General features: G+C 59.4%; 24 protein-coding genes. 8 read left to right on the plus strand and 16 right to left on the minus strand.

Annotation, left to right across the window (positions count from 1 at the left end; translation table 11 throughout):
* Positions 1-2: 2 nt before the first annotated feature.
* The 6 genes from VLA07_RS16965 to VLA07_RS16990 all read right to left on the minus strand — a co-directional run bounded on the left by VLA07_RS16965 (position 3) and on the right by VLA07_RS16990 (position 5242).
* Positions 3-1541, minus strand: coding sequence for a cryptochrome/photolyase family protein (locus VLA07_RS16965; RefSeq protein WP_333989801.1), 1539 nt, complete (start codon positions 1539-1541; stop codon positions 3-5).
* A gap of 14 nt (positions 1542-1555) precedes the next feature.
* Positions 1556-1861: a DUF6482 family protein gene (locus VLA07_RS16970; protein ID WP_027611785.1), complete on the minus strand. Its 306-nt coding sequence runs from the start codon at positions 1859-1861 to the stop codon at positions 1556-1558.
* A gap of 32 nt (positions 1862-1893) precedes the next feature.
* A complete protein-coding gene (locus VLA07_RS16975) occupies positions 1894-2436 on the minus strand; it encodes a DUF3833 domain-containing protein (RefSeq protein WP_333989804.1) in 543 nt (180 codons plus the stop codon).
* Between the two features lie 106 nt (positions 2437-2542).
* On the minus strand, positions 2543-3103 hold the full coding sequence (gene folE / locus VLA07_RS16980; protein WP_097089804.1) for a GTP cyclohydrolase I FolE: 561 nt from the start codon (positions 3101-3103) through the stop codon (positions 2543-2545).
* A 241-nt stretch (positions 3104-3344) separates the two neighbouring features.
* Entirely contained in the window at positions 3345-4469 is a 1125-nt protein-coding gene (locus VLA07_RS16985) for an alkene reductase (protein ID WP_333989806.1), read from the minus strand.
* A gap of 95 nt (positions 4470-4564) precedes the next feature.
* Positions 4565-5242, minus strand: a complete 678-nt coding sequence (locus VLA07_RS16990) for a type 1 glutamine amidotransferase domain-containing protein (protein WP_333989808.1) — start codon at positions 5240-5242, stop codon at positions 4565-4567.
* A gap of 196 nt (positions 5243-5438) precedes the next feature.
* On the opposite strand from VLA07_RS16990, the gene VLA07_RS16995 reads away from it, so the two are divergent.
* The 4 genes from VLA07_RS16995 to VLA07_RS17010 all read left to right on the plus strand — a co-directional run bounded on the left by VLA07_RS16995 (position 5439) and on the right by VLA07_RS17010 (position 8937).
* Positions 5439-6023, plus strand: coding sequence for a TetR/AcrR family transcriptional regulator (locus tag VLA07_RS16995; protein ID WP_333989809.1), 585 nt, complete (start codon positions 5439-5441; stop codon positions 6021-6023).
* Positions 6024-6089: 66 nt separating this feature from the next.
* Positions 6090-6749, plus strand: coding sequence for a carbonic anhydrase (locus VLA07_RS17000; RefSeq protein WP_027611791.1), 660 nt, complete (start codon positions 6090-6092; stop codon positions 6747-6749).
* A 92-nt stretch (positions 6750-6841) separates the two neighbouring features.
* A complete protein-coding gene (locus VLA07_RS17005; protein ID WP_027611792.1) occupies positions 6842-7468 on the plus strand; it encodes a TetR/AcrR family transcriptional regulator in 627 nt (208 codons plus the stop codon).
* A gap of 197 nt (positions 7469-7665) precedes the next feature.
* On the plus strand, positions 7666-8937 hold the full coding sequence (locus VLA07_RS17010) for an OmpP1/FadL family transporter (RefSeq protein WP_333989813.1): 1272 nt from the start codon (positions 7666-7668) through the stop codon (positions 8935-8937).
* A gap of 240 nt (positions 8938-9177) precedes the next feature.
* On the opposite strand, the gene VLA07_RS17015 is transcribed toward VLA07_RS17010, so the two are convergent.
* Positions 9178-10638 (minus strand): efflux transporter outer membrane subunit, encoded by a 1461-nt coding sequence (locus VLA07_RS17015; RefSeq protein ID WP_333990214.1) that lies wholly within the window; start codon positions 10636-10638, stop codon positions 9178-9180.
* Between the two features lie 171 nt (positions 10639-10809).
* Here VLA07_RS17015 and VLA07_RS17020 point away from each other — a divergent pair, with 171 nt between their 5' ends.
* Together VLA07_RS17020 and VLA07_RS17025 are read left to right on the plus strand one after the other, a co-directional pair.
* Positions 10810-11919, plus strand: coding sequence for an efflux RND transporter periplasmic adaptor subunit (locus tag VLA07_RS17020; RefSeq protein ID WP_333989815.1), 1110 nt, complete (start codon positions 10810-10812; stop codon positions 11917-11919).
* Positions 11916-14972, plus strand: a complete 3057-nt coding sequence (locus VLA07_RS17025) for an efflux RND transporter permease subunit (protein ID WP_333989817.1) — start codon at positions 11916-11918, stop codon at positions 14970-14972. The genes VLA07_RS17020 and VLA07_RS17025 overlap by 4 nt, the downstream gene beginning before the upstream one ends.
* Before the next feature lie 122 nt (positions 14973-15094).
* Here VLA07_RS17025 and VLA07_RS17030 read toward each other — a convergent pair whose 3' ends face one another.
* The 8 genes from VLA07_RS17030 to oxdA all read right to left on the minus strand — a co-directional run bounded on the left by VLA07_RS17030 (position 15095) and on the right by oxdA (position 21967).
* Entirely contained in the window at positions 15095-15772 is a 678-nt protein-coding gene (locus VLA07_RS17030; RefSeq protein ID WP_333989819.1) for an energy-coupling factor ABC transporter permease, read from the minus strand.
* Between the two features lie 59 nt (positions 15773-15831).
* The gene (locus VLA07_RS17035; protein WP_330205947.1) at positions 15832-16272 is read right to left on the minus strand and encodes a nitrile hydratase accessory protein; all 441 of its coding nucleotides are present in this window, start codon (positions 16270-16272) and stop codon (positions 15832-15834) included.
* Positions 16269-16922 (minus strand): nitrile hydratase subunit beta, encoded by a 654-nt coding sequence (gene nthB, locus VLA07_RS17040; RefSeq protein ID WP_333989822.1) that lies wholly within the window; start codon positions 16920-16922, stop codon positions 16269-16271. Before nthB ends, VLA07_RS17035 begins: the two co-directional genes overlap by 4 nt.
* 19 nt (positions 16923-16941) lie before the next feature.
* On the minus strand, positions 16942-17574 hold the full coding sequence (gene nthA / locus VLA07_RS17045) for a nitrile hydratase subunit alpha (protein WP_333989824.1): 633 nt from the start codon (positions 17572-17574) through the stop codon (positions 16942-16944).
* 49 nt (positions 17575-17623) lie between these two features.
* Complete coding sequence (locus tag VLA07_RS17050) at positions 17624-19138, minus strand: amidase (protein ID WP_333989826.1); 1515 nt, start codon at positions 19136-19138, stop codon at positions 17624-17626.
* Between the two features lie 214 nt (positions 19139-19352).
* A complete protein-coding gene (locus VLA07_RS17055) occupies positions 19353-19877 on the minus strand; it encodes a group I truncated hemoglobin (RefSeq protein ID WP_097089780.1) in 525 nt (174 codons plus the stop codon).
* Between the two features lie 80 nt (positions 19878-19957).
* A complete protein-coding gene (locus VLA07_RS17060) occupies positions 19958-20824 on the minus strand; it encodes a transporter (protein WP_330205942.1) in 867 nt (288 codons plus the stop codon).
* 87 nt (positions 20825-20911) lie between these two features.
* Positions 20912-21967, minus strand: a complete 1056-nt coding sequence (gene oxdA, locus VLA07_RS17065; RefSeq protein WP_097089776.1) for an aliphatic aldoxime dehydratase — start codon at positions 21965-21967, stop codon at positions 20912-20914.
* 562 nt (positions 21968-22529) lie between these two features.
* On the opposite strand from oxdA, the gene VLA07_RS17070 reads away from it, so the two are divergent.
* Positions 22530-23465 carry a helix-turn-helix domain-containing protein gene (locus VLA07_RS17070; RefSeq protein ID WP_027611804.1) on the plus strand — a complete coding sequence of 312 codons (936 nt, stop codon included), beginning with the start codon at positions 22530-22532 and terminating at the stop codon, positions 23463-23465.
* A 12-nt stretch (positions 23466-23477) separates the two neighbouring features.
* Here the strand turns inward: VLA07_RS17070 and VLA07_RS17075 are convergent, their stop codons facing one another.
* A complete protein-coding gene (locus VLA07_RS17075; protein WP_333989831.1) occupies positions 23478-24368 on the minus strand; it encodes a LysR substrate-binding domain-containing protein in 891 nt (296 codons plus the stop codon).
* A gap of 154 nt (positions 24369-24522) precedes the next feature.
* Between VLA07_RS17075 and VLA07_RS17080 the strand changes: the two genes are divergently transcribed.
* Entirely contained in the window at positions 24523-24948 is a 426-nt protein-coding gene (locus VLA07_RS17080) for a VOC family protein (RefSeq protein ID WP_039762906.1), read from the plus strand.
* The last annotated feature ends 63 nt before the right edge of the window (positions 24949-25011 follow it).

Genomic DNA, 25011 nt, shown 5'->3' on the forward strand with positions numbered 1-25011 from the left:
TTTCAGATCGATTCGCCGTTATCCAGGCGCGCCAACAGGTTCTGCCCGCGTTGCCACAGCGCCTCCTGTCTGGCTGGCGGCATGCGGTCGAGGTTCTTGTACATCATCGCCATGCGTTGATTGCCGCGCAGTTGTTCACCGTGGCGCATCAGAAAATGCCAGTACAACGCATTGAACGGGCAGGCATTGTCCGCGGTACTTTCGCTGACCTTGTAGGCGCAGCTTCGGCAGTAGTCGGACATGCGATTGATGTATTGGCCACTGGCGCAATAGGGTTTGGAACCGAGGTAACCGCCATCGGCATGCATGACCATGCCCAGCGTGTTCGGCAGCTCGACCCAGTCGAAAGCGTCCATATAGATCGCCAGATACCACTCACAGATCTGACTCGGCGCGATCCCGGCGAGCAGGGCAAAATTGCCGGTGACCATCAGCCGCTGAATGTGGTGCGCGTAGGCGTGCTGCAGACTCTGGCCGATGGCCTGGCGCATGCAGTTCATCTGCGTAGCGCCGGTCCAGTAGAACTCAGGCAGCGGGCGGTTGTTGCCGAATGCATTACCGAGTGCGTAGTCCGGCATTTTCAGCCAGTACACGCCGCGCACATATTCCCGCCAGCCGATCAGTTGCCGAATGAAGCCTTCAGCGGCATTCAGGGCAATCCTGCCGGCCCAATAGGCGGACTCGACGTCACTGCACAACTGCCGCAAATCCAGCAGGCCGATATTGAGCGCGGCACTGATGCGCGCATGAAACAGGAACGGTTCGTCACTGGCCATGGCGTCCTGATAGTCGCCGAATCCTGCCAGGCCAGAATCCAGAAAATACTCCCACAGCGCCTGCGCGTCGGCGTGGGTGACCGGGTAGTTGAAGTCGTCGAGTGCACCGTAATGCTGACTGAAGCGCGCCTTCACCAGCGCGAGCACTTCGCCAGTGATGACGTCGTTGCTGAAGCGGATCGGGTAGGGGGCTTTCACGCCTTTGGGCAGGGCCTTGCGATTCTCCGCATCGAAATTCCACGCGCCGCCCACCGGCGTGCCGTCGCCATTGAGCAGCAAGCGACTCTTGCGGCGCATCTCGCGATAGAAGAACTCCATGCGCAACTGCTTTTTGCCGGCGGCCCAGGCGGCGAACTCGGCGCGACTGCACAGAAAACGCGTATCGGCGTGCCAATGGATGGGCAGGCCACAGTCCCTGATCGATTGCTCCAGGCGCCAGTCCCCGCATTCGGTGACGTGCACTTCTTCGACCTGCAACCGCTGTTGCCAGCGGCGTAATTCCCCCGGCACCGAGCCGCTATTGTGCGGATCATCCAGGGTCACGTATTCGACACGAACGCCCTGGTCTCGCAGGGCCTGGGCGAAATGGCGCATGGCACTGAAGATCAGGGCAATCTTTTGCGGGTGGTGCGGCACATGGCTGGCTTCTTCCATGACCTCGACCAGCAGCACAGTGTCGCGCTCGCTATCGAGCGTCTGCAATGAAGCCAGATCGAAGGACAACTGATCGCCCAGCACCAGGCACAACCGACGGTTCTGGTTCATTCACAGCATCCGTTTCATAGCGATGTGGCCAACGAAAACGGAATCCGCAGCTCTTCGACGGGCCCGCTATCACGCCCGCACATTTCGTCGTGCACGCATTGCTGCACCAGCACGCAGGGGAACGCCGGCACAGTCTGCAGCAGGTCACGCAGATGGGTGATCGAGCGCAGATGCATCGGTTTGGCTGCATCGTCGAGCAAAGTGAACTGGCCGTGATCCAGACGGATGCGGGCCAGATAAAAACCACCTTCGAGCGAGAGCAGCTCCAGCTCACGTATCTCGCTGTTGGCCGCACGTTCGGTCAGGGTTTGCAGATTCATGCTTCACTCCTTGCCTATCAATTCAGCACTGTTCATTGATTTTCTCCCGCGCTCTGGCGACGGAAGAACAAGGTCACCTGGCCGACTTCAACCCCGAGCTTGGACATGCTGGTGCGGTTGATCAGCGTGTCCTCGTCCATCTGGTACATCCAGTCGTCCATGCTCATTTCATAGGTCGAGCCATCAACTGGCAGATTCAGGCGATAACGCCAGTGCAGCGCATTACCGGCGACCTGACCTTTGGCGACGCCCACCACATCACCCGCACGCCCGCTCCAGCGCCCCTGGCCCTCGGGCGTCAGGGTCCAGACGCGGCGTTGGCGCGTGCCGTCGCTGTACAGGAAGCGCTCATCGAGAATCAGGTTGTCGCCTTCACGTTGGCTGACGATGTTGACCTCAAAGCGCTTGACCACTTCCCCGGAGCGCTTCTGAAACATCCCCCAGGCTTTCACGGGTTTGCTGAAAAAGCGTTGCAGATTCAGCGCCGGTTGCTGATCGGCATAGTGGCTGACATCCACGCTGCCGCAGCTTGCAACGCCGAGTGCCAGAGCCAGTAAGAGCACAAGTCGGGCCATTGCCGTTCTCCCTGAGTGCACAGGTATGGGGGTGAAGTTGGGAATATCGTGCTTGTACAGTGGATTTATCGTGTACAGGTTTATCGCGCCTGTCGAAGGTCGGAAGTCAACTTCGCCGCCCGATCAATTGCAGAAACTCCTGACGCGTCGTGGAGCTGTCGCGAAAGGCACCGAGCATCACCGAAGAGGTCATGATCGAATTCTGCTTTTCGACGCCGCGCATCATCATGCACATGTGCCTGGCTTCAATGACCACGGCCACGCCGGCGGCATCGGTGATCTGCTGAATCGCCTCGGCGATTTGCCGGGTGAGGTTTTCCTGGATCTGCAGACGGCGGGCGAACATGTCCACCACGCGCGCTACTTTCGACAGTCCCAGCACCCTGCCGGTGGGGATGTACGCCACGTGTGCCTTACCGATGAAAGGCAGCATATGGTGCTCACACAAGGAATAGAGCTCGATGTCACTGACGATGACCATCTCATCGCTTTGCGATTCGAACAGGGCACCGTTGGTGACGTCTTCCAGGCTCATCGAGTAGCCGTTGCACAGATACTGCATCGCTTTGGCCGCACGTTGGGGTGTGTCGAGCAGACCTTCGCGCTCGGGATTCTCACCGACGCCGACGAGGATTTCGCGGTAATGGCTGGCTAGTAGTGGGTTCATTCAGGGTGCTCGCGGCAGTGCTGTGCGTGGGGGCCAATCCGTAGCGGAAGAGTTGTACGTAAAGAAGTGCTTTGTATAGGTTTTATTCAAGATAGGCTGAAAAAATAAACCTGACAATCAATCGGCAATCTTTTTTGTGCAGATGCGAAAACCTCGCAGCGCAGCGCGCGAGGTTGCGGGTGTAGCGGGGGAGAGGAGGAAGCGCTCCCGGTGAGTGGGAGCGCTGTGCGAATTCGCGGAGTTATTCGCTGTAGGTCGGGTAATCCACATAGCCTTCGGCATTGCCGCCGTAGACCGTCGCGGGATTCAGTGGATTGAGCGGCCAGTCATTGGCGATGCGCGCCGGCAGGTCCGGGTTAGCCATGAACGGACGGCCGAAAGCCACCAGATCCGCCAGTCCCGATTCAAGCAATTGCGCACCGGATTCAGCGTTGTAACGCCCGGCGTAGATGATCGCGCCACTAAAGGTATCGCGCACTGCACGGCGGAAGGTTTGCGGCATCGCGGGCGCGTCGTCCCAGTCCGCTTCGGCGATGGACAGGTAGGCGATGCCCACATCCTCAAGCACTTTGATCGCTTCGATGTAAGTGGTGTGCGGATCCTCTTCGACCATGCCCAGATAGGTGCGCGCTTCATCGGTGGTGGTGAACAGCGGCGCGAAACGCACACCGACTTTCTCTTTACCGATGCACTCGGCGACACCCGACACCACTTCGCGCAGAAAGCGCAGGCGATTGTGCAGCGAGCCACCGTATTGATCGGTGCGCACATTGCTGTGGGCAGAAATGAACTGGTTCACCAGATAGCCATTGGCGCAGTGCAGTTCGATCCCGTCGAAGCCGGCGTCCATCGCATTGCGCGCCGCCTGTATATAGAGCTGAACCAGTTCCTGGACTTCATCGGTGCTCAGTGCTCGCGGCGCGGATGGCGTAACCAGTTCGCCGGTGCCCGGCGCAGTTTCGATGAACACGCTGACTCGCTCGGTGGCGATGGCGGACGCTGAAACCGGGGCCGCCCCATCGGGTTGCAGCGCGGTGTGGGACACACGTCCGACGTGCCAGAGTTGGGCGAATATCACGCCGCCCTTTGCATGCACCGCTTCGGTGACTGTGCGCCATCCGGCAATTTGCTCAGGGGTGTGAATGCCGGGAGTCCAGGCGTAGCCCTGACCGCGAGGCTCGATCTGCGTGCCTTCGGTAACCAGCAGACCGGCGCCGGCGCGTTGCTGGTAATACTCGGCCATCAATGCGTTGGCGACATTGCCCGGTTGTGTGCTGCGCTGGCGGGTGAGGGGCGGCAGGACGATGCGGTTCTTCAGGGTGTGCAGGCCCAGTTTGACGGGGGTGAAGTAAGGGCTGTTTTTCATGTGATTCCTGTTTTGGCCTTATTAGACCAGTCGACTAGCAATGCGGTAAAAAAACACCGTGCGGGATGCGCACGGTGTCTGGAGCGGTGGATGGCTCAGGCCAACAGCTTCAGCAGTTTTTCGGCGACGGCTGCCGAGCTGGCCGGGTTTTGACCCGTCACCAGTTGGCCATCGGTCACCACGTGAACCTGCCAGTCAGCGACCTTGGAGTAGCGACCGCCGAGACGCTGGAATTCGTCTTCGATCAAGAACGGCACGACATCGGTCAGGCCTACAGCGGCTTCTTCAGCGTTGGTGAAACCGGTGACGTCCCGGCCTTGAATCAACGGTTTGCCATCTGCAGCCACCACGTGACGCAGAACGCCCGGCGCATGGCAGACGAAACCGTGAGGTTTGTTGCTGCGGTCGAACGCTTCGATCAGCGCAATCGAGTGTTTGTCTTCGGCCAGATCCCACAGTGGGCCATGGCCACCGGGATAAAACACGGCATCGAAATCCTCGGCGCTGACATCCGCCAGGCGCCCGGTATTGGCCAGCGCCTGCTGAGCAGCAGGGTCCTTGCGGAAGCGATCGGTTTCAGCGGTTTGCGCATCGGGCTCATCGCTTTTCGGATCGAGCGGTGGCTGGGCGCCGGCCGGCGATACCAGAGTGATCTGCGCGCCGGCATCCTTGAAGGCGTAGTAGGGGGCCGCGAATTCTTCGAGCCAGAAGCCGGTTTTCTTGCCGGTGTTGCCAAGCTGATCGTGGGAAGTCAGAACCATCAAGATTTTCATAGAGCGCCCTGTATTGGTCTGGTGTCCTCGACGGGTTCGTCTGCGACACCTCGGAAGGAGTGACAGGCACAGAATAGATTCATAATAGACCGGTCGTCTAGTAAATTTTTACGCCCGTGTTTCCGCGCCATCACTGTGGCAAACTCCTGCTCATCAGAAATATACGACTGGTCTAATGTTTGGTATTTTGCGCCCCATGAAACCGACCTACGACGATACCCGCCAACACCTGCTCGACACTGGCCACCGCATGATGGCCGAAAAGGGCTTCACCAGCGTTGGCCTGAGCGAGATCCTGCAGACCGCCGGTGTGCCCAAGGGCTCGTTCTATCACTACTTCAAATCCAAGGAACTCTACGGCCAGGCACTGCTGGAGGATTACTTTGTCGGCTACCTGGCAGATATGGAGCGACGCCTGACTCTGCCTGGGCTCAGTGCCTATGAGCGGCTGATGGATTACTGGCAGGGCTGGCAGAACCGCTGCACCCTGGAAGGCCATGGTGATGAATGCCTGGTGGTGAAGTTGAGCGCGGAAGTCGCCGACCTGTCCGAGTCGATGCGCCTGACCTTGCGCGACGGCGCCGAGCGCATCGTTGCGCGCATCACGACGTGCCTGGAAGAAGGGCAGTTGGATAAAAGTTTGCCGCAGACTGACCCTCGGCAACTGGCAGAAACCCTGTACCAACTCTGGTTGGGTGCCAGTTTGTTGAACAAACTGCAGCGCACGGGGCAGTCGCTGCAGACGTCGATGGTGATGACGAAGCGGCTGTTGCAGCGCTGAAAACACCCACGACCTTTTATATCGAGTACTTTTGCAAGCATCCGGCATCAGGATTTGGAGAACTTCATGCGTGACATTATCGACGGCTTTCTGCGCTTTCAGCGTGAGGTATATCCGCAACGTGTCGAGCTGTTCAAGCAACTTGCGACCTCACAAAATCCGAAGGCGTTATTCGTTACTTGCTCGGACAGTCGTGTAGTGCCTGAGCTTCTTACACAGCGCGAACCCGGTGAACTATTCGTGATCCGCAACGCCGGCAACATTGTGCCGTCGTATGGTCCCGAACCCGGTGGCGTGTCGGCTACCGTCGAATATGCTGTCGCCGTGCTCGGCGTACAGGACATCGTGATCTGCGGGCACTCGGACTGCGGAGCGATGGGCGCGATATCGCGCTGCACCTGTCTGGATCATCTTCCTGCGGTCGCCAATTGGCTGCGTCACGCGGACGCTGCGAAAGCGATCAACGCGGCGCATGAATTCGACACACCGCGCGCGAAGCTCGATGGTCTGGTCCGGGAAAATGTGATCGCGCAATTGGCGAACCTGCGCACGCATCCCTCCGTGGCCCTCGCGCTCGAGCAAGGGCGCATGAATCTGCACGGATGGGTCTACGACATCGAGGCGGGGTGCATCGATGCGCTGGATGGTTCAACCCGACGCTTTGTTCCCCTGGCTGATTCGCCGACTACCGTGGCGATCACTGCGCGTAACGGCAAGCAGATGTAACGGCTGGCCTCATCTGAAATCGCCAGACTTGTGACCTTATTCCTGTGTGGTCACAAGTTGTCAGCCCGCCATAGGATGAGTAAGCTGCTGTCATGAATCAGCTATCAATATCTGCCTCCTCGCCAAACACTCGTGGCCCGGCCGAGCACGACATTCGTGACCAGATTGTCGCCGCGGCCAATGAACACTTCAGCCAGTATGGCTACGCGAAAACCACGGTTTCCGACCTGGCCAAGGCCATCGGTTTTTCCAAGGCGTACATCTATAAATTTTTTGACTCGAAACAGGCGATTGGCGAAGCCATTTGCGCCAGTTGTCTGGGGCAAATCGTTGCAGCCGTCGAACAGGCCGTTAACGAAGAATCTCTTTCGGCGACCGAGCGTTTGCGCAGATTGGTAAAAACCGTCATTGCCACGGGTGTGAACCTGTTCTTCAACGACCGCAAGCTTTACGACATCGCGGCGTTTTCCGCTTCGGAGCGTTGGCACAGTGCCCAGGTGTATGAAGCACAGATCAAAGACTTTATTGTCGACATCGTGCGGCAAGGACGAGAAGCGGGGGAGTTCGAGCGCAAGACTCCACTGGACGAGACTGTCGAGGCGATCGATCTGGCGCTGCGACCTTTCGTCAACCCCTTGCTGTTGCAGCACAATCTGGATTTCATCGAGCAAGCGCCCACGCTGACCTCCAACCTCATCCTGCGCAGCCTCATGCCCTGACTGTCGCTGGTCAAATCTGTCAGTCGATTCGAGTCAAAACCACATCCCCCTCATGACGTTTTCCGTTCCCGGCCAATGAGTGCCGGGGGGGCGCAACATTTCGCCCTTCGTGACCATTGACTGAATTGGTCACATGGATAATATGGCTTCGCTGTAGTTCGATGTTCTATTCCAGTGATCTCCATAGAGTCCCGATAATGAAAAAAACAATGCTCAAGAGCCCCGTGGGCCTGGCCGTCGTGCTTGCGTCTTCCAATGTGCTGGCCGGTGGCTTTGCACTCAACGAACAAAGCATCAGCGGGATGGGGTCCGGGTTTGCCGGGCGATCTTCATCGGCCGAAGACGCCAGTACGATCTACGGCAACCCGGCGGGCATGGCGCGACTTAAACAAGAGCAGGTCAGCGTGGGGGCGGCGACATTGTTCGCCAAGTCCGATATCAGCCGGACTCGCAGTACGTTCGCTGGCAAGGAAGACGGCGACATGGTGCCCACGACCACCGTACCGATGGGCTATTACGTCAAACCCATCGATGAGCACTGGGCATTCGGCGTCGGGTTTTATATACCTTTCGGGTTGATCACCGACTACGGCAGTGGGTTTGCCGGACGCTATTACGCCAACAAGAGCGAAGTCACCACGCTGACTTTCCAGCCGACCATCAGTTACGCCTTTAACGAAAAAGTCTCGATCGGTTTCGGTCCGACTATCAACCGTATCGGTGGAGAGATATCGGGCATGGTGCCCAATCCATTAACCCCGGGGCGCAATGACGGCAAGCTCAAAAGCACGGGTGATGACACCGCGCTGGGCTTCAACGCAGGTGTGCTGGTGCAGGCGACAGATCAGACCCGCCTGGGGCTGACTTATCACTCCAAAGTCAGTTACCACCTGGATGCGAAAACCAAGGTCACCGATGGCATCTTCAGCGTGCTGGGCGTAAGCGGCCGCAGTTATGACGCATCGCTGGATGTGGATACGCCGGAGTCGGTGGATTTTTCGGCCACGCATCAATTCAATAACGACTGGACGCTCTATGTCGGTAGCACCTGGACGCGCTGGAGTCGCTTCAAGGAGCTGACGATCGAAAACAGCGGCCTGCCGCCGTTGCTGAGCGGTCAATTGGGGACGATCAGCGAAGAGCAGAACTGGCATGACACGTGGGCACACGCCATCGGTGCCGCTTATCAATTGAATAGCCAGTGGGTGTTGCGTAGCGGGTTTTCGGTAGATCAATCACCCGCCAACAATACCAATCGCGGCCCCCGTATTCCTACGGGCGATCGAAAGGTTATCAGCTTCGGTGCGGGCTGGACGCCGGTGGAAAATGTCACCATCGACTTCGCTTACTCCTATCTCTGGGAGGAGAGCGTGAAGGTCAACGACAGCTCGCCATCCAGAGGTGCCTACAGCGCCAGGTACAAGAACAGTGCGAGCGGGCTCGGTACGTCTGTCAGCTACCGTTTTTAGCTGAGGACGGTACTCACAATGTGGGGCCGGGAGTGCGTGCTGCCTCCCGACCCCACACGCGCAAGAGCATGTTGATCGGGCCGATTCTCGCAGAGAGGTTGGCCCTTTTTTGTAGGTCAAACCCCCATGACTTTGGCCATCAGGTTCTGATGAAAACGCCGTGGCGTGGCCCACGTCAAAACCGCGATCGACCTTTTGCTGCGTACTGTCGAGCCAAATTCTTTGCAAAGCTGGCGAACTTCATCGCGACGCAACAGGCAGGGTTTCAGGAACTTGCCAGCCGCCGCCGAGCGCTTTGAATGCCGCGACCGCAGCCCGCGCCGATTCTGTCCGCGCTTGCGCACGGGCATCTGAAGCCTGGAGCAACGTTTCGTCGGCGTGGAGCACATCAATCAGGCTCGCGGTGCCTTTTCCATAGGCAATAAAAGACGCTTGGCGAGCCTGGGTCAGAGAAGCCTCGCCTCCCGCGAGCGTGGTGGCCTGAAGGTTGCGGTTCACCAGGGCGGAGAAGGCATTCTCGACATCCTCAGTGGCGCGTAACACCGACTGACGATAAGCGGCCAGCGCTTCGGCTTCCTGTCCTTTGGCCTGATCGATCTGCGCGTTTATCCGGCCTACGTCAAAAAGTCTCCAGCGCAACCCAAGGACCGCCGCCGACTGACTGGCGCCACCGGTGAACAGATTGCCGCCGGAAACAGCCGTGGCGCTACCGAGCAATGCGCTGAGCGAAAGTTTCGGGTAATACTCGGCAATCGCCACGCCGATGCGTGCATTGGAGGCTGCCAGGCGGCGCTCGGCGACGATCAGATCCGGCCGGCGGCGCAGCAGATCGGCCGGCGTTCCCGAGGCGTTTATCGGCGGCACAACAGGAATGCTCGCCGTACCGGCCAGTTGCGTGCGGTGAGTCCCCGGCGGGGTGCCGAGCATCACGTCCAGCGCATTCATGGCAGCATCCAGGCCGGTCTGCAGCACTGGCACGCTCGCCTGGACTTGCGCCAGCGCGCCCTCAGTCTGTTGAACCTGATAGCGGGCAGCGAGGCCCTTGCCGTAGAGCAGGCGGACTTTCTCCAGCAGTCCCTGCTGGGTTTCGACTTGACGGTTGGCAATCTCCAGTCGCGCCTGCAACCCACGGAGGGTGATGTAGATATCGGCCATCTGCGCTGCAATGGCCAGGCGTGTGGCGGTCGCGCCCGCCTCAGAGGCCTGGTATTCGGCGAGTGCGGCTTCGCGCTCGCGTCTCAACCCGCCAAAGACATCAATCTCCCAGCCGGCATTGAGGTTGAGCTCGTATGAACTTCCGTAGCGATCATAGCCAGGCGTTGAGTTCAACACCTGGCCGAGCGGCGTCTCGACGGATTGATAGGCGCGTGCGGCCTGGCCATCAATGCTCCCCGAGGGCAACAGAGCGGCATTGGCGGCCCCCAATCCTGCCCGTGCCTGTGTGACCCGCGCCGCTGCTTGTGCCAGATCGAGGTTCTGTTCCAGCGCCTGGGTGACGAAACCGGTCAACACGGGATCGTTAAAACTCTCCCACCAGTTGACCAGCCGGGCCGGCGCCGTTGCCGGCGTCTGTTCGGCTGCTGGCTGACTCAGGTAACGATCGGGAAGCGCGAGGGCAGGCCGTTGATAGTCGGGACCGACCGCGCAGCCTGCCATCAAACTGGCGGCCATCAAAAGCGTAATAGGGCGAACAGGAGGCATTGAGGTACCTGCGACGAAGATGATAAGTGACCACATTAAATTACGGTCACGGCTTTAAGGTCAACGATATCTTGTCTATGTGCGACATCAACTTAAAATGAGTGACCATTGACATTAATGGTCACCGTGCTGAAAATGCCGACCATGTCCTATTCTTGAGTAACGGAACCTATGCGCCGGCCTCTAGCTGTACCGATTGCCGTTTGTCTGTTGCCGCTCGTCCTGACGGGGTGTGGCGACTCATCCGTCGTTGACGATCCCCGTACGCATGCCCCGTTGGTGAGGTCCGCTGCGGTTTCGGCGGCGTCCGAGGCTTCACGTGCTTTCACGGGGGTCGTGATCGCCCGCGTCGAGGCTGACCTTGGTTTTCGGGTCTCGGGCAAAATACTCGAGCGCCTGGTTGACACAGGCCAGACGGTCAAACGAGGTCAGCCACTGATGCGTCTCGACCCGATTGATCTCGGGCTGCAGGCGCGGGCGCAGCAAGAGTCGGTCATGGCCGCCCGGGCGCGAGCCATACAGACGGCGGATGACGAGGCCCGGTATCGCGACCTGGTCGCCGCCGGCGCCATCTCGGCCTCGGCCTACGATCAGATCAAAGCCGCCGCAGATACCGCCAAAGCTCAGTTGAGCGCGGCGCAAGCGCAGGCTGATGTCGCTCGCAATGCGTCCGGTTATGCGCTGTTGCTTGCTGATTCCGATGGCGTGGTGGTGGAGACGCTGGCCGAGCCAGGACAAGTGGTGAGCCCCGGGCAAGCCGTGGTTCGACTGGCGCGGGCAGGGCAGCGCGAAGCCATCGTGCACCTGCCCGAGACGCTACGTCCGGCGGCAGGCTCGACCGCGCAGGCCACACTTTATGGCAACACCTCGGGTGCCGTGACAGCCAGACTGCGGCTGCTGTCTGATTCGGCCGATCGCATGACGCGCACCTTTGAGGCGCGGTATGTGCTGGAGGGCGCGCTGGCCAATGCGCCGTTGGGTTCGACCGTTACGCTGCAGATCGCTGGCAGCCGCGCAAATGCACAGGTGTTGCAAGTGCCGCTGGCGGCGGTTTATGACCCAGGCAAAGGCCCCGGCCTCTGGGTGATTGCTGGCAACCCGACCAAGGTGAAGTGGCGGCCTGTGCAGATATTGGGCGTGAGCGATGACATTGCGCGTGTCGACGGTGAACTCAAGGTCGGTGAGCAAGTTGTCGCTTTAGGCGCACATCTTCTGCGCGAGGGGGAGGAGGTGAGACTGGCTCAACAGGCTGACGTCCAGGTTGCCGGGAGCCGTCCATGAGCCAGGGGCGCTTCAATCTTTCGGCGCTTGCCGTTCGCGAGCGTTCGATCACGGTGTTCCTGATCTTCCTGATCGGTGTTGCCGGGATCCTCGCGTTTTTCCAGCTCGGTCGCGCGGAAGACCCGCCGTTTACGGTCAAGCAGCTGACGGTCATCACGGCGTGGCCGGGCGCAACCGCGCAGGAGATGCAGGACCAGGTCGCCGAGCCGCTGGAAAAACGCCTGCAAGAGTTGAAATGGTACGACCGCACGGAAACCTACACTCGTCCAGGTCTGGCCTTCACCGTGGTGACACTGCTTGATCGTACACCGCCCTCCCAAGTGCAGGAGGAGTTCTACCAGGCGCGCAAAAAACTCGACGATGAGTCGATCAAGCTACCGGCCGGCGTGATTGGCCCGATGGTCAACGATGAGTTTGCAGATGTGACCTTTGCGTTGTTTGCCTTGAAAGCCAAAGGCGAGCCGCAGCGCCTGCTGGTACGTGATGCCGAATCGCTGCGCCAGCGCCTGTTGCATGTGCCAGGCGTGAAAAAGGTCAACATCATTGGTGAGCAGAGCGAGCGCATCTTTGTCTCTTTCTCCCATGAGCGGCTAGCCACACTGGGGGTGACCCCGCAGGATATTTTTGCCGCGCTGAACAATCAGAACGTACTGACGCCGGCCGGCTCGATTGAAACCAAGGGGCCAGAAGTCTTCCTGCGTCTCGACGGCGCCTTCGACAAGTTGCAGAAGATTCGTGACACACCGCTGGCGATTCAGGGACGTACCTTGAAGCTCTCGGACGTTGCGACGGTCGAGCGGGGTTACGAAGATCCGGCCACCTTCCTTTTGCGTAACAATGGTGAGGAAGCGCTGTTATTGGGTGTGGTGATGCGCGAGGGCTGGAACGGCCTGGACCTGGGCAAGGCACTGGACGTGGAGACCACCCGGATCAACGAAGGCATGCCACTGGGCATGACACTCAGCAAGGTCACCGATCAGTCGGTGAATATCAGTTCAGCCGTCGACGAGTTCATGATCAAGTTCTTCGTCGCCTTGCTGGTGGTGATGCTGGTGTGTTTTCTCAGCATGGGCTGGCACGTCGGTATTGTTGTGGCCGCAGCGGTGCCACTGACGCTCGCCGTGGTGTTTGTGGTGATGGCGGCAACGGGCAAGAACTTTGACCGGATCACCTTGGGGTCGCTGATCCTGGCGCTTGGACTGCTGGTGGACGACGCCATCATTGCGATCGAGATGATGGTGGTGAAAATGGAGGAGGGCTACGACCGCATCAAAGCGTCCGCGTATGCCTGGAGTCACACTGCCGCACCGATGCTTTCCGGCACGCTGGTGACCGCTATCGGCTTTCTGCCTAACGGCTTCGCGCAATCGACCGCTGGCGAGTACACCAGCAACATGTTCTGGATCGTAGGCATTGCCCTGATTGCCTCATGGGTGGTTGCGGTGGCCTTTACCCCCTATCTGGGCGTGAAGCTGTTGCCGGACATCAAACAGGTCGAAGGTGGTCACGCGGCCATTTACAACACGCCCAACTACAACCGCTTCCGCCGGATCTTGACGCGCGTCATTGCCCGCAAATGGCTGGTCGCCGGTACCGTTATCGCGACGTTTGTCCTTGCCGTTGTCGGCATGAGCTTGGTCAAGAAGCAGTTCTTCCCCACCTCGGATCGCCCCGAAGTGTTGATCGAAGTGCAGATGCCCTATGGAACCGCCATCGAGCAGACGAGTATCACCACCGCCAAAGTCGAAGCCTGGCTGCAAAAGCAGAATGAAGCAAAAATCGTCACGGCCTATATCGGACAAGGTGCGCCGCGTTTCTACCTGGCAATGGCGCCGGAACTGCCTGATCCGTCTTTTGCGAAGATTGTGGTGTTGACGCAGAGTCAGGAGGCACGGGAAGTCCTCAAGCTCCGTCTGCGCGAGGCCGTCGCCGAAGGGCTGGCTCCAGAAGCGCGGGTCAGGGTGACGCAGTTGGTGTTTGGTCCGTATTCACCGTTTCCTGTCGCTTACCGGGTGATGGGGCCTGATCCCTCTAGATTGCGTGAGATTGCCGCTCAGGTGCAGACCGTGATGCAGGCGAGCCCCTTGATGCGAACCGTCAATACTGACTGGGGGCCGCTGACACCCGCGCTGCATTTCACCCTGGATCAGGACCGCTTGCAGGCGGTGGGGCTGACCTCCAGTGCGGTCGCGCAGCAGTTGCAGTTTCTGCTTGCCGGGGTACCGATCACGGCCGTTCGTGAGGACATCCGTTCGGTACAAGTGATCGGGCGAGCGGCGGGGGACATCCGGCTCGACCCTGCAAAAATTCAAGGCTTTACGCTGGTAGGCACGGCGGGCCAGCGGATTCCGCTGTCGCAAGTGGGGACAGTGGATGTGCGCATGGAGGATCCCGTCCTTCGGCGTCGTGATCGCACGCCGACCATTACTGTGCGCGGCGACATTGCCGAAGGCTTGCAGCCTCCGGACGTTTCAAGCGTGATCACGAAGGCGCTGCAGCCGGTCATCGACACGCTGCCGGAGGGCTATCGTATCGAGCAATCGGGGGCGATCGAGGAGTCGGGCAAGGCCGGCCAAGCGATCTTGCCACTGCTGCCGATCATGATCGCCGTCACGCTGCTGATCATCATTGTGCAGGTGCGTTCGGTACCGGCAATGATCATGGTGTTCCTCACCTCGCCACTCGGGCTGATGGGTGTGGTGCCGACACTGCTGCTCTTCCAGCAGCCGTTCGGTATCAACGCCTTGGTCGGGTTGATCGCCCTGTCGGGGATTCTGATGCGTAATACGCTGATCCTGATTGGACAAATCCATCACAACGCGCAAGACGGGCTTGATCCGTTTCACGCCGTGATCGAAGCCACGGTACAGCGTGCTCGCCCGGTACTGCTGACTGCGCTGGCGGCCATCCTCGCGTTCATTCCACTGACGCACTCGGTCTTCTGGGGCACGCTGGCTTACACACTGATCGGCGGCACGTTCGTCGGAACCATCGTGACGCTGGTGTTCCTGCCGGCGATGTACTCCATCTGGTTCAAGATCAGTAAGCCATAGGAAACCATCTTCAGCGTTCGCGGCTGCTACGGCAGTCGCGGGGCGGTTCCTGCGGTTGATACCCCGAGCATTACGCTCTTCGAATGCTCGGGGCAGGCTGATGCGGACTGGAGTGCGTCGACTCAGGCGGCCTGGTACAGACGGCGTTCGAGCAGCGAACTACCCCGCAGACGATGGCTGGCCTTGGCCGCGGCCAGTACGGCCAGGTCCAGCAGCGGTTCGAGGGTGATCACGGTCATGTAGGCACTGCCAAAGAACAGAATCGACAGGGCGTTTTCGGCTGTGAAGCCTTTTCCGTAGAAAGCCCAGAACGCCACCCAGGCGACAATGCCTGCCTGAAAGGCGGTCGACAGCCCCAGCGCTTGTCTGTAGCTCAGTTCCACATACGGTGTGTCGGGCGCAATGATGCGTTTGGCCAGGGCAGCGACTGCGCACAGCGGCACCAGTAGCGTGGTGACGTTCATGCCATATTGCGGCAGGTCGAATGGCGCGAAGAACAGGCCCTGAATCAGCAGTCCCAGGGCGAGACCCGCCGCAGCAGGTGCAGCGCCAAGCAGCAGAAACAGCGTTGACCCCAGGATGAGATGCACCTCGGAAACACCGACCGGATAGTGCGGCAGCAGCTCGAAGAAGCTGAAGACCAGGGCCGTGGCAGTGACAGTCCGAGCCAGCAGCGAAAAGACCCCACGCTCACCGATGGCTTGCGCAGCGAGTTTGACGGTGTAGGCGCCGACACCTGCGGCAGTGACATAGCTCAGCCAGAGTTTTCCGGCTTCCACCAGATCAGGTTCGATATGCATGACGATTGCTCCTTGGCCGCTTCGCGACCTCGACAGTAAAAAAACGGATGACTGCGGTCTCAGTTTGCGGCTCGGCTGATCGCAATCGGCTCGCGCCGTGGCAGGTGTTCGTGCTCGTGTCCATGGGGCGGCGGGCAACTCGCATTGAGCAGCGTGACCGGTTGTCCATGGGGCGTGTTCACGTAGGCTTGCTGCCATTCCTCGGTGCGCCGGGTGATGTCTTCGGAAGCGGTCAAACCGAGTGCGGTGACCATCCTTTCCATGGCCGCAATCCACTGCCGGTAGTAAGCGTCGTTGATGCTTTCTCCGGGTTGCGCCGGGCTTGCCTTGATCTCGTCGCTGAATGTCTGCACCCAGTCCTTCCAGGGAAATAGACCGGTTTGGTGCAGGTGTAGCAGCAGGGAAAAAGCCTGGGCCTGCCAGGGTTTGTCGAACACCGGGTCTTCATCGTCAAGGGACAGACCAGCGATGGGCGGGATGTGAAGCTTGCTGGCGTTCATACGGCCTCCAGATAGTTGTCCCACAGATCAATGCAGACACTGTCCGGTCGCGCCACGCCCCACAGTTCTGTTGCACTGAAGCGCACGGCATAGACCTGTTGCGGTTGTTCGCCCAGACCGTGGGCCATCGTGTCCGGGGTGGCAAACGCACCGTGCGCAATCTCAATGGTCCCGACCTTGCCGCGCGCGTAGCGTGGCAGTCGGGTGTGGGTGGTTGGATTGAAATTTTTCGTCCGCACTCGGTCACCGACCCGGAAACGGCCGGCGACCGGCTCCTTCGCCCTGGATGAAGCGCCGCCAAGAGTCACCGCCTCGACGATGTCTGGTGTGAGCACCGTTGGCGGCTGCGTCGGCGAGGTCGGTTTGACCGTGCCCTGCAGTTCGCCAGCGCTGATCACGCTTTTTTCCAGCAGCAGGGTCTCGAAGGCGTGCAGCCAGTGTTCGTAGTAACTCGACTGCAAGTATTCCGCCGGTTGCATGCGTTCGATGCAATGGCGGAATTCGTCGACATTGAAGTAGCCGCCGACGAAGAGCGAGGCAAACAGCGGAAAGATCCTGCGTTCCCAGTCGTGATGGAACACCGGTTCATTGTCTTTGGTGAGCACCGGGCCGAACCCGTGCATACCGCCTAAGTCGTGTACACCGTTCATGGTTTTCTCCTTCACGGGGTCAGGCTGCGTCGCCCGGTGTCTTGGCCAGGCCGGTACCGATCATGGCATCACGCGTCACCAGCTCGACCAGGCGTTCCTCGCTCCAGCCGTCTGTGCCCGCCGGACGTTCCGGCAGTACCAGGTAGCGCAACTCGGCACTGCTGTCCCAGACCCGCACTTCCTTGTCATCGGGAACAAGCAAACCGAATTCGGCCAGTACGCCGCGTGGATCGATGACTATCCGTGAGCGATAGGGCGCGGATTTGTACCAGGCGGGGGGCAGACCCAGGGTTGGCCAGGGGTAACAGGAGCACAGCGTGCAGACCGTCACGTTGTGCACGGTCGCGGTGTTCTCCACCACCACCATGTCTTCGCCCTGCACGCCGGAAAAACCCAGTTCGGCAATCGCCGCGGTGGCATCTTCCAGCAGCCGTTTTTTGTAATCGGGATCGAACCAGGCCTTGGCGACCACCTGAGCGCCGTTGCGCGGGCCGACCTTGTGCTGGTAAGTGTCCACCAGCGCATCCATGGCGGTCGGGTCGACCAGACCCTTTTCGATCAACAGGGATTCGAGCGCCTTGACGCGCAGGGCGATGGCTTCGGGGGGCTCGGTGTGATCGTGATCGTGATGATGTTCGTGCGTATGGCTCATGTTTTGATCCCTCTGAATTTGCTACTCACGTTCAGCGCGATGCGCCGATTTACAGCGTCCGCCAATCGACAGAGGCCTCGAATGCCGCTGCCGCTTGATACAGGGTGCCTTCGGCATAATGTTTTCCGACAAGCATCAGCCCCACGGGCAGTCCGTCCACCAGGCCGCAAGGGATCGACATGGCGGGGTGCCCGGTAATGTCCTGAGCGGCCGTATTGCCCAGCATCTCCAACGCACGCGTGACGGTTTCGGTGATGGAAGAGCCCGGTTCAGGGAGTGGCTGGGCGGTGATCGGCACGGTCGGCATGACGAGCAGGTCATAGGTATTCAGCGCCCGGTCATAGGCGGCCCGGGCAAAGCGTGCAATGTTCTGGGCCTTGGCGTAGTAGCGACCGTGGTAGCGCTCCAGACCGAACTGACCCACGAACATGCACAGCTTGAGTGATGGCGACAGTGCGTCGGCCTGATCGCGCCAACCGGCCTGTTTGTCCAGCAGGCCCACGTCGTAAAGCCCCTTCCAGTTAAAACCCGCGCCGTTGCCGTGCATCATTTGCATGGTCAGGCCTTCACAGCCGATAGGGCTCCACAATGCCCCCGCAAGGTTGTGTTCGGGAACTGACACCTCCTCGACCCGCGCACCCAACGCCTCAAGCCGGGCGATAGCACTGCGCACCTTTTCTGCGATACGCGGATCCTGGTTAGCGAGTTGGAAACCTTCCTGCAGAATTCCGATCCGCAGCCCGGTCACGCCTCGTTCCAGATAATCGCTATAGGCATCGACCTCGGGCGCGCTCTGGCGCGGGTCGAGTCCGTCCGCTCCAGCCATCACTTCAAGCATCAGCGCGTTATCGCGGACGTTGCTCGTCATCGGGCCGACATGGTCGAAAGTTGCCTCGATCGCCATGACGCCGGTATAGGGCACCAGACCGAAGGTGGGCTTCATTCCATAAATGCCGCACCAGGCTGCCGGAATGCGGATGGAGCCGCCCTGGTCGCCACCGACAGCCAGGTCGACTTCACCCGACGCCACCAGCGCTGCGCTGCCGGAAGACGAGCCGCCGGTGGTGAATCCACGGCGATAAGGATTGTGCACAGGGGCTGGGTCTGAGGTATGGCTACCACCGGAGAGGCAGTAATGTTCACAAGTGGCTTTGCCGAGGATAGTGGCGCCAGCGTCGAGCAGACGCGTCACCACAGTGGCATCAAATGACGGTACGAATCCTTCCAGTGGCGAGGCACCGTTCATCATCGGGACACCGGCCAGAGAGATATTGTCCTTGAGCGCAACCGTTTTGCCGGCAAGCTTGCCCGAACTCGCGCCCATCACCTCGGTTCTGTAGTACCAGGCGTTCAGCGGATTGTCCGTACTTGAAGGGCGGTAGCCGGCACTGCGCTCGTAGCACACCGGGGGGATGAAGTCTGGCAACTCATCGACGAGATCGTAGGCATCAAAACTGGATTGCATGAGCGCCAGGTATTCGCTGGCTTGCTCGGGAGTCAACTGTATGTGCAGGCGGCTGGCGAGATCCTGCACTTGTTCGAGCGTCGGGCGGATGATGGCCATGGGGTGTCCTGTGTCCTGTGCCAACCTGCTGGGTTGGCAATGTCTGTTCAAACGTCGTCTCGGAGAAGCCCGGTTACGGTGCGCACGATTGGCGATGTCGCGACCGGGCGGTATCAAGCTATCTGCGCACATTGAGCGGCGCTTGGTTGAGAAGGACATTCACTTGGTTGAGCGGGACGCCGTATTGCGGCGGCGCCGGTTTTTGCCGAGCGTGTCAGTCTTCGGATTCGGCCGTGGTCGGTTTTCGGGACGACTTCCCGGGTTTCGGCCAGACAACCCCGACGCTTTTCATGCCTTTGGCCGGGTCCATTTCCGGGTGCGCGAGTACCACATCCCGATAGGAGGGGCTGCCGATCACCGCCGGTTTGAACTTGATGAGGAAGTCATTGACCTCCTTGCGCAGGTCCGGGGCCAGGCCGTAGTCGTCGTAGCAGGCCTCCAGACAATCGAGCACTGCTTGCCAGTGCACCTCGGTCAGCCCCATCCCGCGATGCGCGGTGACCATGTCTCTGCCCCTGTATTTGGCGCTGCCACCCCAGTGCTCGGAAAGGAAGTCGACAAAATTGATGTGTTCCTTCTGGAACGTCGATTCCGACATATGGGCCCAGATGTGGCCGATGGCGGGATGGCCCATGGTTTTTCTCAACACGGCGCCTGCGAACTGATAAATCGCGTCATAGCCGCCAAGACGGGTGTAGAGGGAAGGTTGTTGTTCTGCGGTGGGTTGCTGGTCGGTCATTGTCGGGTTACTCCGTTTAAGATCAGGGGTATCTCATGAGCCGGTTGGCACGCTGGATACGGGCTGCGCGGAGGAGGGGGCTAGAAAACCCTGACGTAGCGCAGGTTCATGCGAAAGTCCTCTTTGGGGCCGTTCTCCACCGCAAGGTCGCGTCCAAGTTGCACCTGGAATTGGTCCCTGGCGGTCAGAAACTTTCTGGCCGTGACGCGGACGTTGGTGGTTTCCATCCTGTCGTCCTGGTTGACACCATCGACCTGGTTTTCCCCACCCCAACTGTGGCCGAAGCCGATCGCCAGCGCCGTCGTCTCGTCGGGCATGTAGCGCCCCATCAACTGGGCGCCATAGGAAACGTCCTGCTCGCGACGGGCTGAGCTGGCGCCGTAGTCGTTGTTGTCCCCGTACCAGATGGCGTCACCCACGAGGTCGATGGCCCACTTTTCTGTGAAGTGCTTGACGTAAGCGGCCTGCAGATCGAATTTCCAACGGTTCTCGCCAAGGTTGAGCGCGTCGTCCTTGTCGTAGTTGCCAGTCGGCACGTACAGGTAAGCAGTCGCACCGAGAGTGTCGTTGGCGTCGTTGAGACGGTACTTGAGTGGCGCAGTAAGAATGAGGTCGCCGATGCCGCTGGCATCGCCCAGCGCAGACGCATCTCCACCGCCCGAGATATGGCCGAAGGGCAACAGGAATTGCGGTTCGATGGTCAGCCGCTCGCTCAACTGGTAGACGTGCAGCAGACGCAAAATGCCGACGTCGGATGTCAGGTTGAAATCGGAGCTGGTCTTGTGCCCGTTGGAATAGGCTTTGTCGGTGCTGGCATGCTGGTAGTAGACCACGCCGATGGTCGCGCCCACGGGGAGCGGCTCGTAGTCGCCAGGATCGACCTCGAGCGCGTGGGAGGAAAGGCTGGGGAGGAGGGCTGCAAGCGCCAGGTAGCGGAACCGTTTCATGATCGAAGATCCTTTTTTCGGGCAAAAAGAGCCCCGCTATCGCCAGTCAGGCAACGCGCAGGGCTAAAAGTGGAGTCAGCGATGGAGTCAGGCGGGCGACACGTGTGCGTCGCGCATCATCCCGGTCTGCGGGTGGCAGTTGATGTACTCGAACAGTTGCTGGCTACCATCCGCCACCGAGACCTCGTGATACAGCCGCAGCTTCGAAAGACCGCCGATCACGCGGAAGAACGTGGTGAAAATGCGCAGGTGAGTGGGGTGGGATTCTGCCCAGCGCTCCAGCTTGTCGAGCGATCGCCAGTGACCGATGTCATAGGCGATGTCGAGGAGGTTGCCATCGAGGTCGATATTGCGTACGAAACGGTTGCTATAGCAGCCCAGCGCCTGTCCCTCGTCACGCAGGAAGTTCATGCCGTCTTGCAGGGGCGGCAGCATCTCGTTGAAATAGAGCGCGCGTTCTTCCTCGCCGGCTTCGACCCAGTCTTGTCCGGAGCGGATCAGCGTCAGGTTGTCGTGGCCACGTACGACGACCCTGCCGCCCTTGGCCGGATCGCCTGAAATGACTTGCAGTTCGCTGGTCGGCTGCATCCAGTCGGTCTGGGAGATGGCAAAGCGGTCGCGCGCCGAGCCCCAGTAGCCGTGCTCTTCAATCTCGCCGCTGATGCCGTCCATGACCGCACCGACACCTGGCAAATCGTCCTTGAAGGCATACAGTGTTTCGAACTGCTCGGCGCGCGGGGCCATGACCTCGCGGAAATATCCCAGCCCCTCGCTCAGGCGCGCATCGTCGCCCCACCAATTCGCCACCGGCGGTGAAAGCAGCCAACGGTGATAGGCGACGGGATCACGCCAGTAGCCCACGGCGATGAAGTTTCCATACCCCTGATTGTCGAGGTGGTAGGTCAGGTCGTAATGCCCGGGGCCATCGGCGAGGGCGAAGCTGGCGTCAATGTAGCGTATGGCCTGCAGGGCGGCGGCGCGTTGTTCTTCGCGAAATTGCACCCCGAGGTAAGCCATCACGACTTGCTTCACGTTTTCGTCAGCCCGTCCCACAAACATGGGGAAGGGTGGCTGGTATTCGTCGTGGACGCGACGCGACAAAGTCCGCGGACATTTCAGATGTTTATCGATTGCAGATTCCATGGGGGCTCCTTTATTCCCGTCTCAAACGGACGGTTCGCTGTTCTACAGGCCAGTGGATGTTGTTGTTTTGCGATCAGGACCACGCCATCGGCGTTGCAGCGCCAAGGTCCCGAGTTGCACCAGGTAACTGGCGAACTCTTCGGGTGCCATGTCCCAGCGCTGTAAAAACCAGGACGAATCGGACAGTCGCTGCTGTTCTCGTCGTTGCATGAGGCACCTCGTCATTGGTGTCGGGAGCGACACGGCATGGAGTGAAAATTATCGAGGGGAGATGGGATGTGCTTGGCTCGAATGGACAACCGTTTGGTTAAAAAGGACAGCCGTAAATGGCCAGCTCATCGATGCGCAGTGATGGTGCGGGGCTTGTGAAACAAGGGACGAAATGCTCGGGAAAGTTGCAGGGGAAGTGCTGGGGAGGCACTGTCTGCCAAGTGTGCGGAGGGCGATCTCGCGGCGCGGCTAAGCGCTGGGCGTGAGACTGAGCAGATGGCCTGATAATTGCTGAGCTCGCAAAAAACGTTACCACGCTTTTTTGTTGAACCGCCGCCGCGAGGTCCATGCAATGAGCCAGACATGTCAGTATTCAACGCTTGCCGTCACGGCGCCCCAACGGTTCGATTACTGGAAGGAGGTGGTGTGTCACCATTGCCTGGACGCAGACAGCAAACTGCTGGCGCAGAGCGATTTCGACGGGGCGCTGGAGGTGCATGGCATGGGGGCATTGGACATCTGCACGTTGTCCGCACCCTTGCATTATTGGGAGCGGACCGCCCAGCACCTGCGCAGCGACCCGAATGACGATTTATGGTTGGGCTTTACCCGCAGCGGGTATGGCGAACTGGAGCAGGCTGACCGGCGGACGAAGCTGGCAGCGGACGATCTGTTCCTTTATGACGCATCCCAGCCCTTCAGATTCAGCTTCGGTGGTACCGATAACCACCTTGTGCGCATTCCGCGGCAATTGCTCAGCCAGCGGCTGCCCGGCATAGCGGAGTGCACCGCCATGGTTCTGGATGATCGTCGCCCAGGGGTAATTCCGTTACGCGAAATGTTGCGCCAGGCCGCAAGCATGGCTTCAGGCTTCCAAAAACCAGGCCTGTCCAGTCGTTATTCCAGCACGTTGCTCGACCTCTTGGTGGTCAGCCTGGAACTCCAGGATTTGAAGCAGACGCATGACGAGCTGGACCTGTATGGCCGGATCATGAATTACATCCACCAGTATCTGACCGAGGCGGATCTTTCACTCGAGCGCATTGCTCAAGCTCACCATGTCTCCACGCGCACAGTGACGCGCGCTTTCGCCCGCCATCAGAAATCGCCGGTCGCGGAAATCTGGAAGGCACGGTTGTTCGCCAGCCGCGACGCGATCGAGCGTGGTCAAGTCCGTAGCATTTCCCAGGCGGCGCTGGATTTCGGCTTCTCGGACTTCTCTCATTTCAGCCACGCTTTTCGCAAGACCTTCGGCATTGCTCCCCATACTCTTCTGCGACGAGAGTGAAATGGACGGGCTTTAACGCTTCTCATGCGAAAGACATTCAGCTGCCTGATCACTTATAAGCTGAGCCAAAATTCGCACAGGCTCGGTGAAACTCTGTCGAGATCGATGTACCAGCCCGATATCCCGGTGAAAGGTGTGCTGTCCCAAATCGATCGCTCGTACACCTGCGGGCCATTCCTGATGGGGCTCTGTCTGTGGCACCAGCGCTATGCCTACACCTTTTTCCACCAGTTTGATGATGGCCTCCAGTTCATCCAGTTCGCAAACTTCCTGCAAGGTGAAATGCATCTGTCGCAGGAAACGATCAACCTGCCGGCCGCCGAAAGATGATCGGTCATAGCGAATGAATGGCTGGCTGGACAGCAGTTCCGACCAGTCATTTCCCTCCAGCTCGCGTGGCACGATCAGTCGGTAGGGCTCTCGCGCCAGCGTCGTCCAGCGCAGGTCACTTTGAAGAGAGAAGGGCGGTCGAATGATGACAGCCATGTCGATTTCGCCGGCGTCTACGAGGTTCACCATCTCCATTGAAAGCCCTGGAATGACACGTGTGCGACATTGCGGACACTGCTGGTGAAACTTCGCCAGCGCATCGGGCAAATAGGAACGTTGCACGGATGCGATCGCACCGATGTTGATGAGTATGTTGGTAGGTTGGCCCAGCGCAGTGGAACCCAGATCGTCGTATAGCCTGAGTAACTCCTGCGCCTGCAGAAGTATCTGGTGACCCATTTTGTTCAGATGGGCCGAACGTCCTTTCCTGTCGAAAATCTCAAAACCGAGTTCGGTTTCCAGGCGCTGAATCTGCGCGCTGACAGCGGCCTGGGTCAGGCCGATTTTGTTCCCGGCAGCAGCGAATGTGCCTTCCCGCGCCACCGCAATGAGTGTTTTCAGTTCTTTGATCATTCACAAATATTAATTGTGTTTCTGAGAAATATATATTGATTTTTATGTTTGGTTTTCCGTCCTAGGATGTTTTCCATCCCCGGCACCGGCTGAACCCAGAGAGCTGATGACGGTGGAAATGTTCGCCAACCAACAAAAAATATTTGGAGTTCTGATGAGCCTCTCGCCATTTCACCTCGCGATCCCTGTTTATGACCTGGCTGCGGCGCGCACCTTCTACGGTGAGGTCTTTGGTCTTGAAGAAGGGCGCTCCAGCACGCAATGGGTCGATTTCGATTTTTATGGTCACCAACTGGTGATCCACGAACATCCGAAAACAGCCTCACAAGAGAGCGTTCACAGCAACCCGGTCGACGGACACGATGTCCCGGTTCCGCACTTCGGCATCATTTTGGGGTGGGAACAATGGGAAGCGCTGGCCGAACGTCTGAAGTCGTTTGGTACCGAGTTTGTGATCGAACCGTACATTCGGTTTAAAGGCCAAGTAGGCGAGCAAGCCACCATGTTTCTCTTTGACCCGTGCGGCAACGCTCTTGAATTCAAGGCGTTCAAGGATATGAGCCAGCTCTTCGCTAAATAGGAACACGCATGGCACAACCCGTTTGTGCCATTCGATCTCAAGTGAGCTGGAAGCTCATGACTC

It is taken from the genome of Pseudomonas sp. S3(2024) (assembly GCF_036861315.1).
GTDB classification, from domain to species: Bacteria; Pseudomonadota; Gammaproteobacteria; order Pseudomonadales; family Pseudomonadaceae; genus Aquipseudomonas; species Aquipseudomonas putida_A.

What these genes read in the sequence shown, in the direction of transcription:
- VLA07_RS16965 (WP_333989801.1), bottom strand. Translation starts at nt 1,541, where the DNA reads ATGAACCAGAACCGTCGGTTGTGCCTGGTGCTGGGCGATCAGTTGTCC.
- VLA07_RS16970 (WP_027611785.1), bottom strand. Translation starts at nt 1,861, where the DNA reads ATGAATCTGCAAACCCTGACCGAACGTGCGGCCAACAGCGAGATACGT.
- VLA07_RS16975 (WP_333989804.1), bottom strand. Translation starts at nt 2,436, where the DNA reads ATGGCCCGACTTGTGCTCTTACTGGCTCTGGCACTCGGCGTTGCAAGC.
- folE (WP_097089804.1), bottom strand. Translation starts at nt 3,103, where the DNA reads ATGAACCCACTACTAGCCAGCCATTACCGCGAAATCCTCGTCGGCGTC.
- VLA07_RS16985 (WP_333989806.1), bottom strand. Translation starts at nt 4,469, where the DNA reads ATGAAAAACAGCCCTTACTTCACCCCCGTCAAACTGGGCCTGCACACC.
- VLA07_RS16990 (WP_333989808.1), bottom strand. Translation starts at nt 5,242, where the DNA reads ATGAAAATCTTGATGGTTCTGACTTCCCACGATCAGCTTGGCAACACC.
- VLA07_RS16995 (WP_333989809.1), top strand. Translation starts at nt 5,439, where the DNA reads ATGAAACCGACCTACGACGATACCCGCCAACACCTGCTCGACACTGGC.
- VLA07_RS17000 (WP_027611791.1), top strand. Translation starts at nt 6,090, where the DNA reads ATGCGTGACATTATCGACGGCTTTCTGCGCTTTCAGCGTGAGGTATAT.
- VLA07_RS17005 (WP_027611792.1), top strand. Translation starts at nt 6,842, where the DNA reads ATGAATCAGCTATCAATATCTGCCTCCTCGCCAAACACTCGTGGCCCG.
- VLA07_RS17010 (WP_333989813.1), top strand. Translation starts at nt 7,666, where the DNA reads ATGAAAAAAACAATGCTCAAGAGCCCCGTGGGCCTGGCCGTCGTGCTT.
- VLA07_RS17015 (WP_333990214.1), bottom strand. Translation starts at nt 10,638, where the DNA reads ATGCCTCCTGTTCGCCCTATTACGCTTTTGATGGCCGCCAGTTTGATG.
- VLA07_RS17020 (WP_333989815.1), top strand. Translation starts at nt 10,810, where the DNA reads ATGCGCCGGCCTCTAGCTGTACCGATTGCCGTTTGTCTGTTGCCGCTC.
- VLA07_RS17025 (WP_333989817.1), top strand. Translation starts at nt 11,916, where the DNA reads ATGAGCCAGGGGCGCTTCAATCTTTCGGCGCTTGCCGTTCGCGAGCGT.
- VLA07_RS17030 (WP_333989819.1), bottom strand. Translation starts at nt 15,772, where the DNA reads ATGCATATCGAACCTGATCTGGTGGAAGCCGGAAAACTCTGGCTGAGC.
- VLA07_RS17035 (WP_330205947.1), bottom strand. Translation starts at nt 16,272, where the DNA reads ATGAACGCCAGCAAGCTTCACATCCCGCCCATCGCTGGTCTGTCCCTT.
- nthB (WP_333989822.1), bottom strand. Translation starts at nt 16,922, where the DNA reads ATGAACGGTGTACACGACTTAGGCGGTATGCACGGGTTCGGCCCGGTG.
- nthA (WP_333989824.1), bottom strand. Translation starts at nt 17,574, where the DNA reads ATGAGCCATACGCACGAACATCATCACGATCACGATCACACCGAGCCC.
- VLA07_RS17050 (WP_333989826.1), bottom strand. Translation starts at nt 19,138, where the DNA reads ATGGCCATCATCCGCCCGACGCTCGAACAAGTGCAGGATCTCGCCAGC.
- VLA07_RS17055 (WP_097089780.1), bottom strand. Translation starts at nt 19,877, where the DNA reads ATGACCGACCAGCAACCCACCGCAGAACAACAACCTTCCCTCTACACC.
- VLA07_RS17060 (WP_330205942.1), bottom strand. Translation starts at nt 20,824, where the DNA reads ATGAAACGGTTCCGCTACCTGGCGCTTGCAGCCCTCCTCCCCAGCCTT.
- oxdA (WP_097089776.1), bottom strand. Translation starts at nt 21,967, where the DNA reads ATGGAATCTGCAATCGATAAACATCTGAAATGTCCGCGGACTTTGTCG.
- VLA07_RS17070 (WP_027611804.1), top strand. Translation starts at nt 22,530, where the DNA reads ATGAGCCAGACATGTCAGTATTCAACGCTTGCCGTCACGGCGCCCCAA.
- VLA07_RS17075 (WP_333989831.1), bottom strand. Translation starts at nt 24,368, where the DNA reads ATGATCAAAGAACTGAAAACACTCATTGCGGTGGCGCGGGAAGGCACA.
- VLA07_RS17080 (WP_039762906.1), top strand. Translation starts at nt 24,523, where the DNA reads ATGAGCCTCTCGCCATTTCACCTCGCGATCCCTGTTTATGACCTGGCT.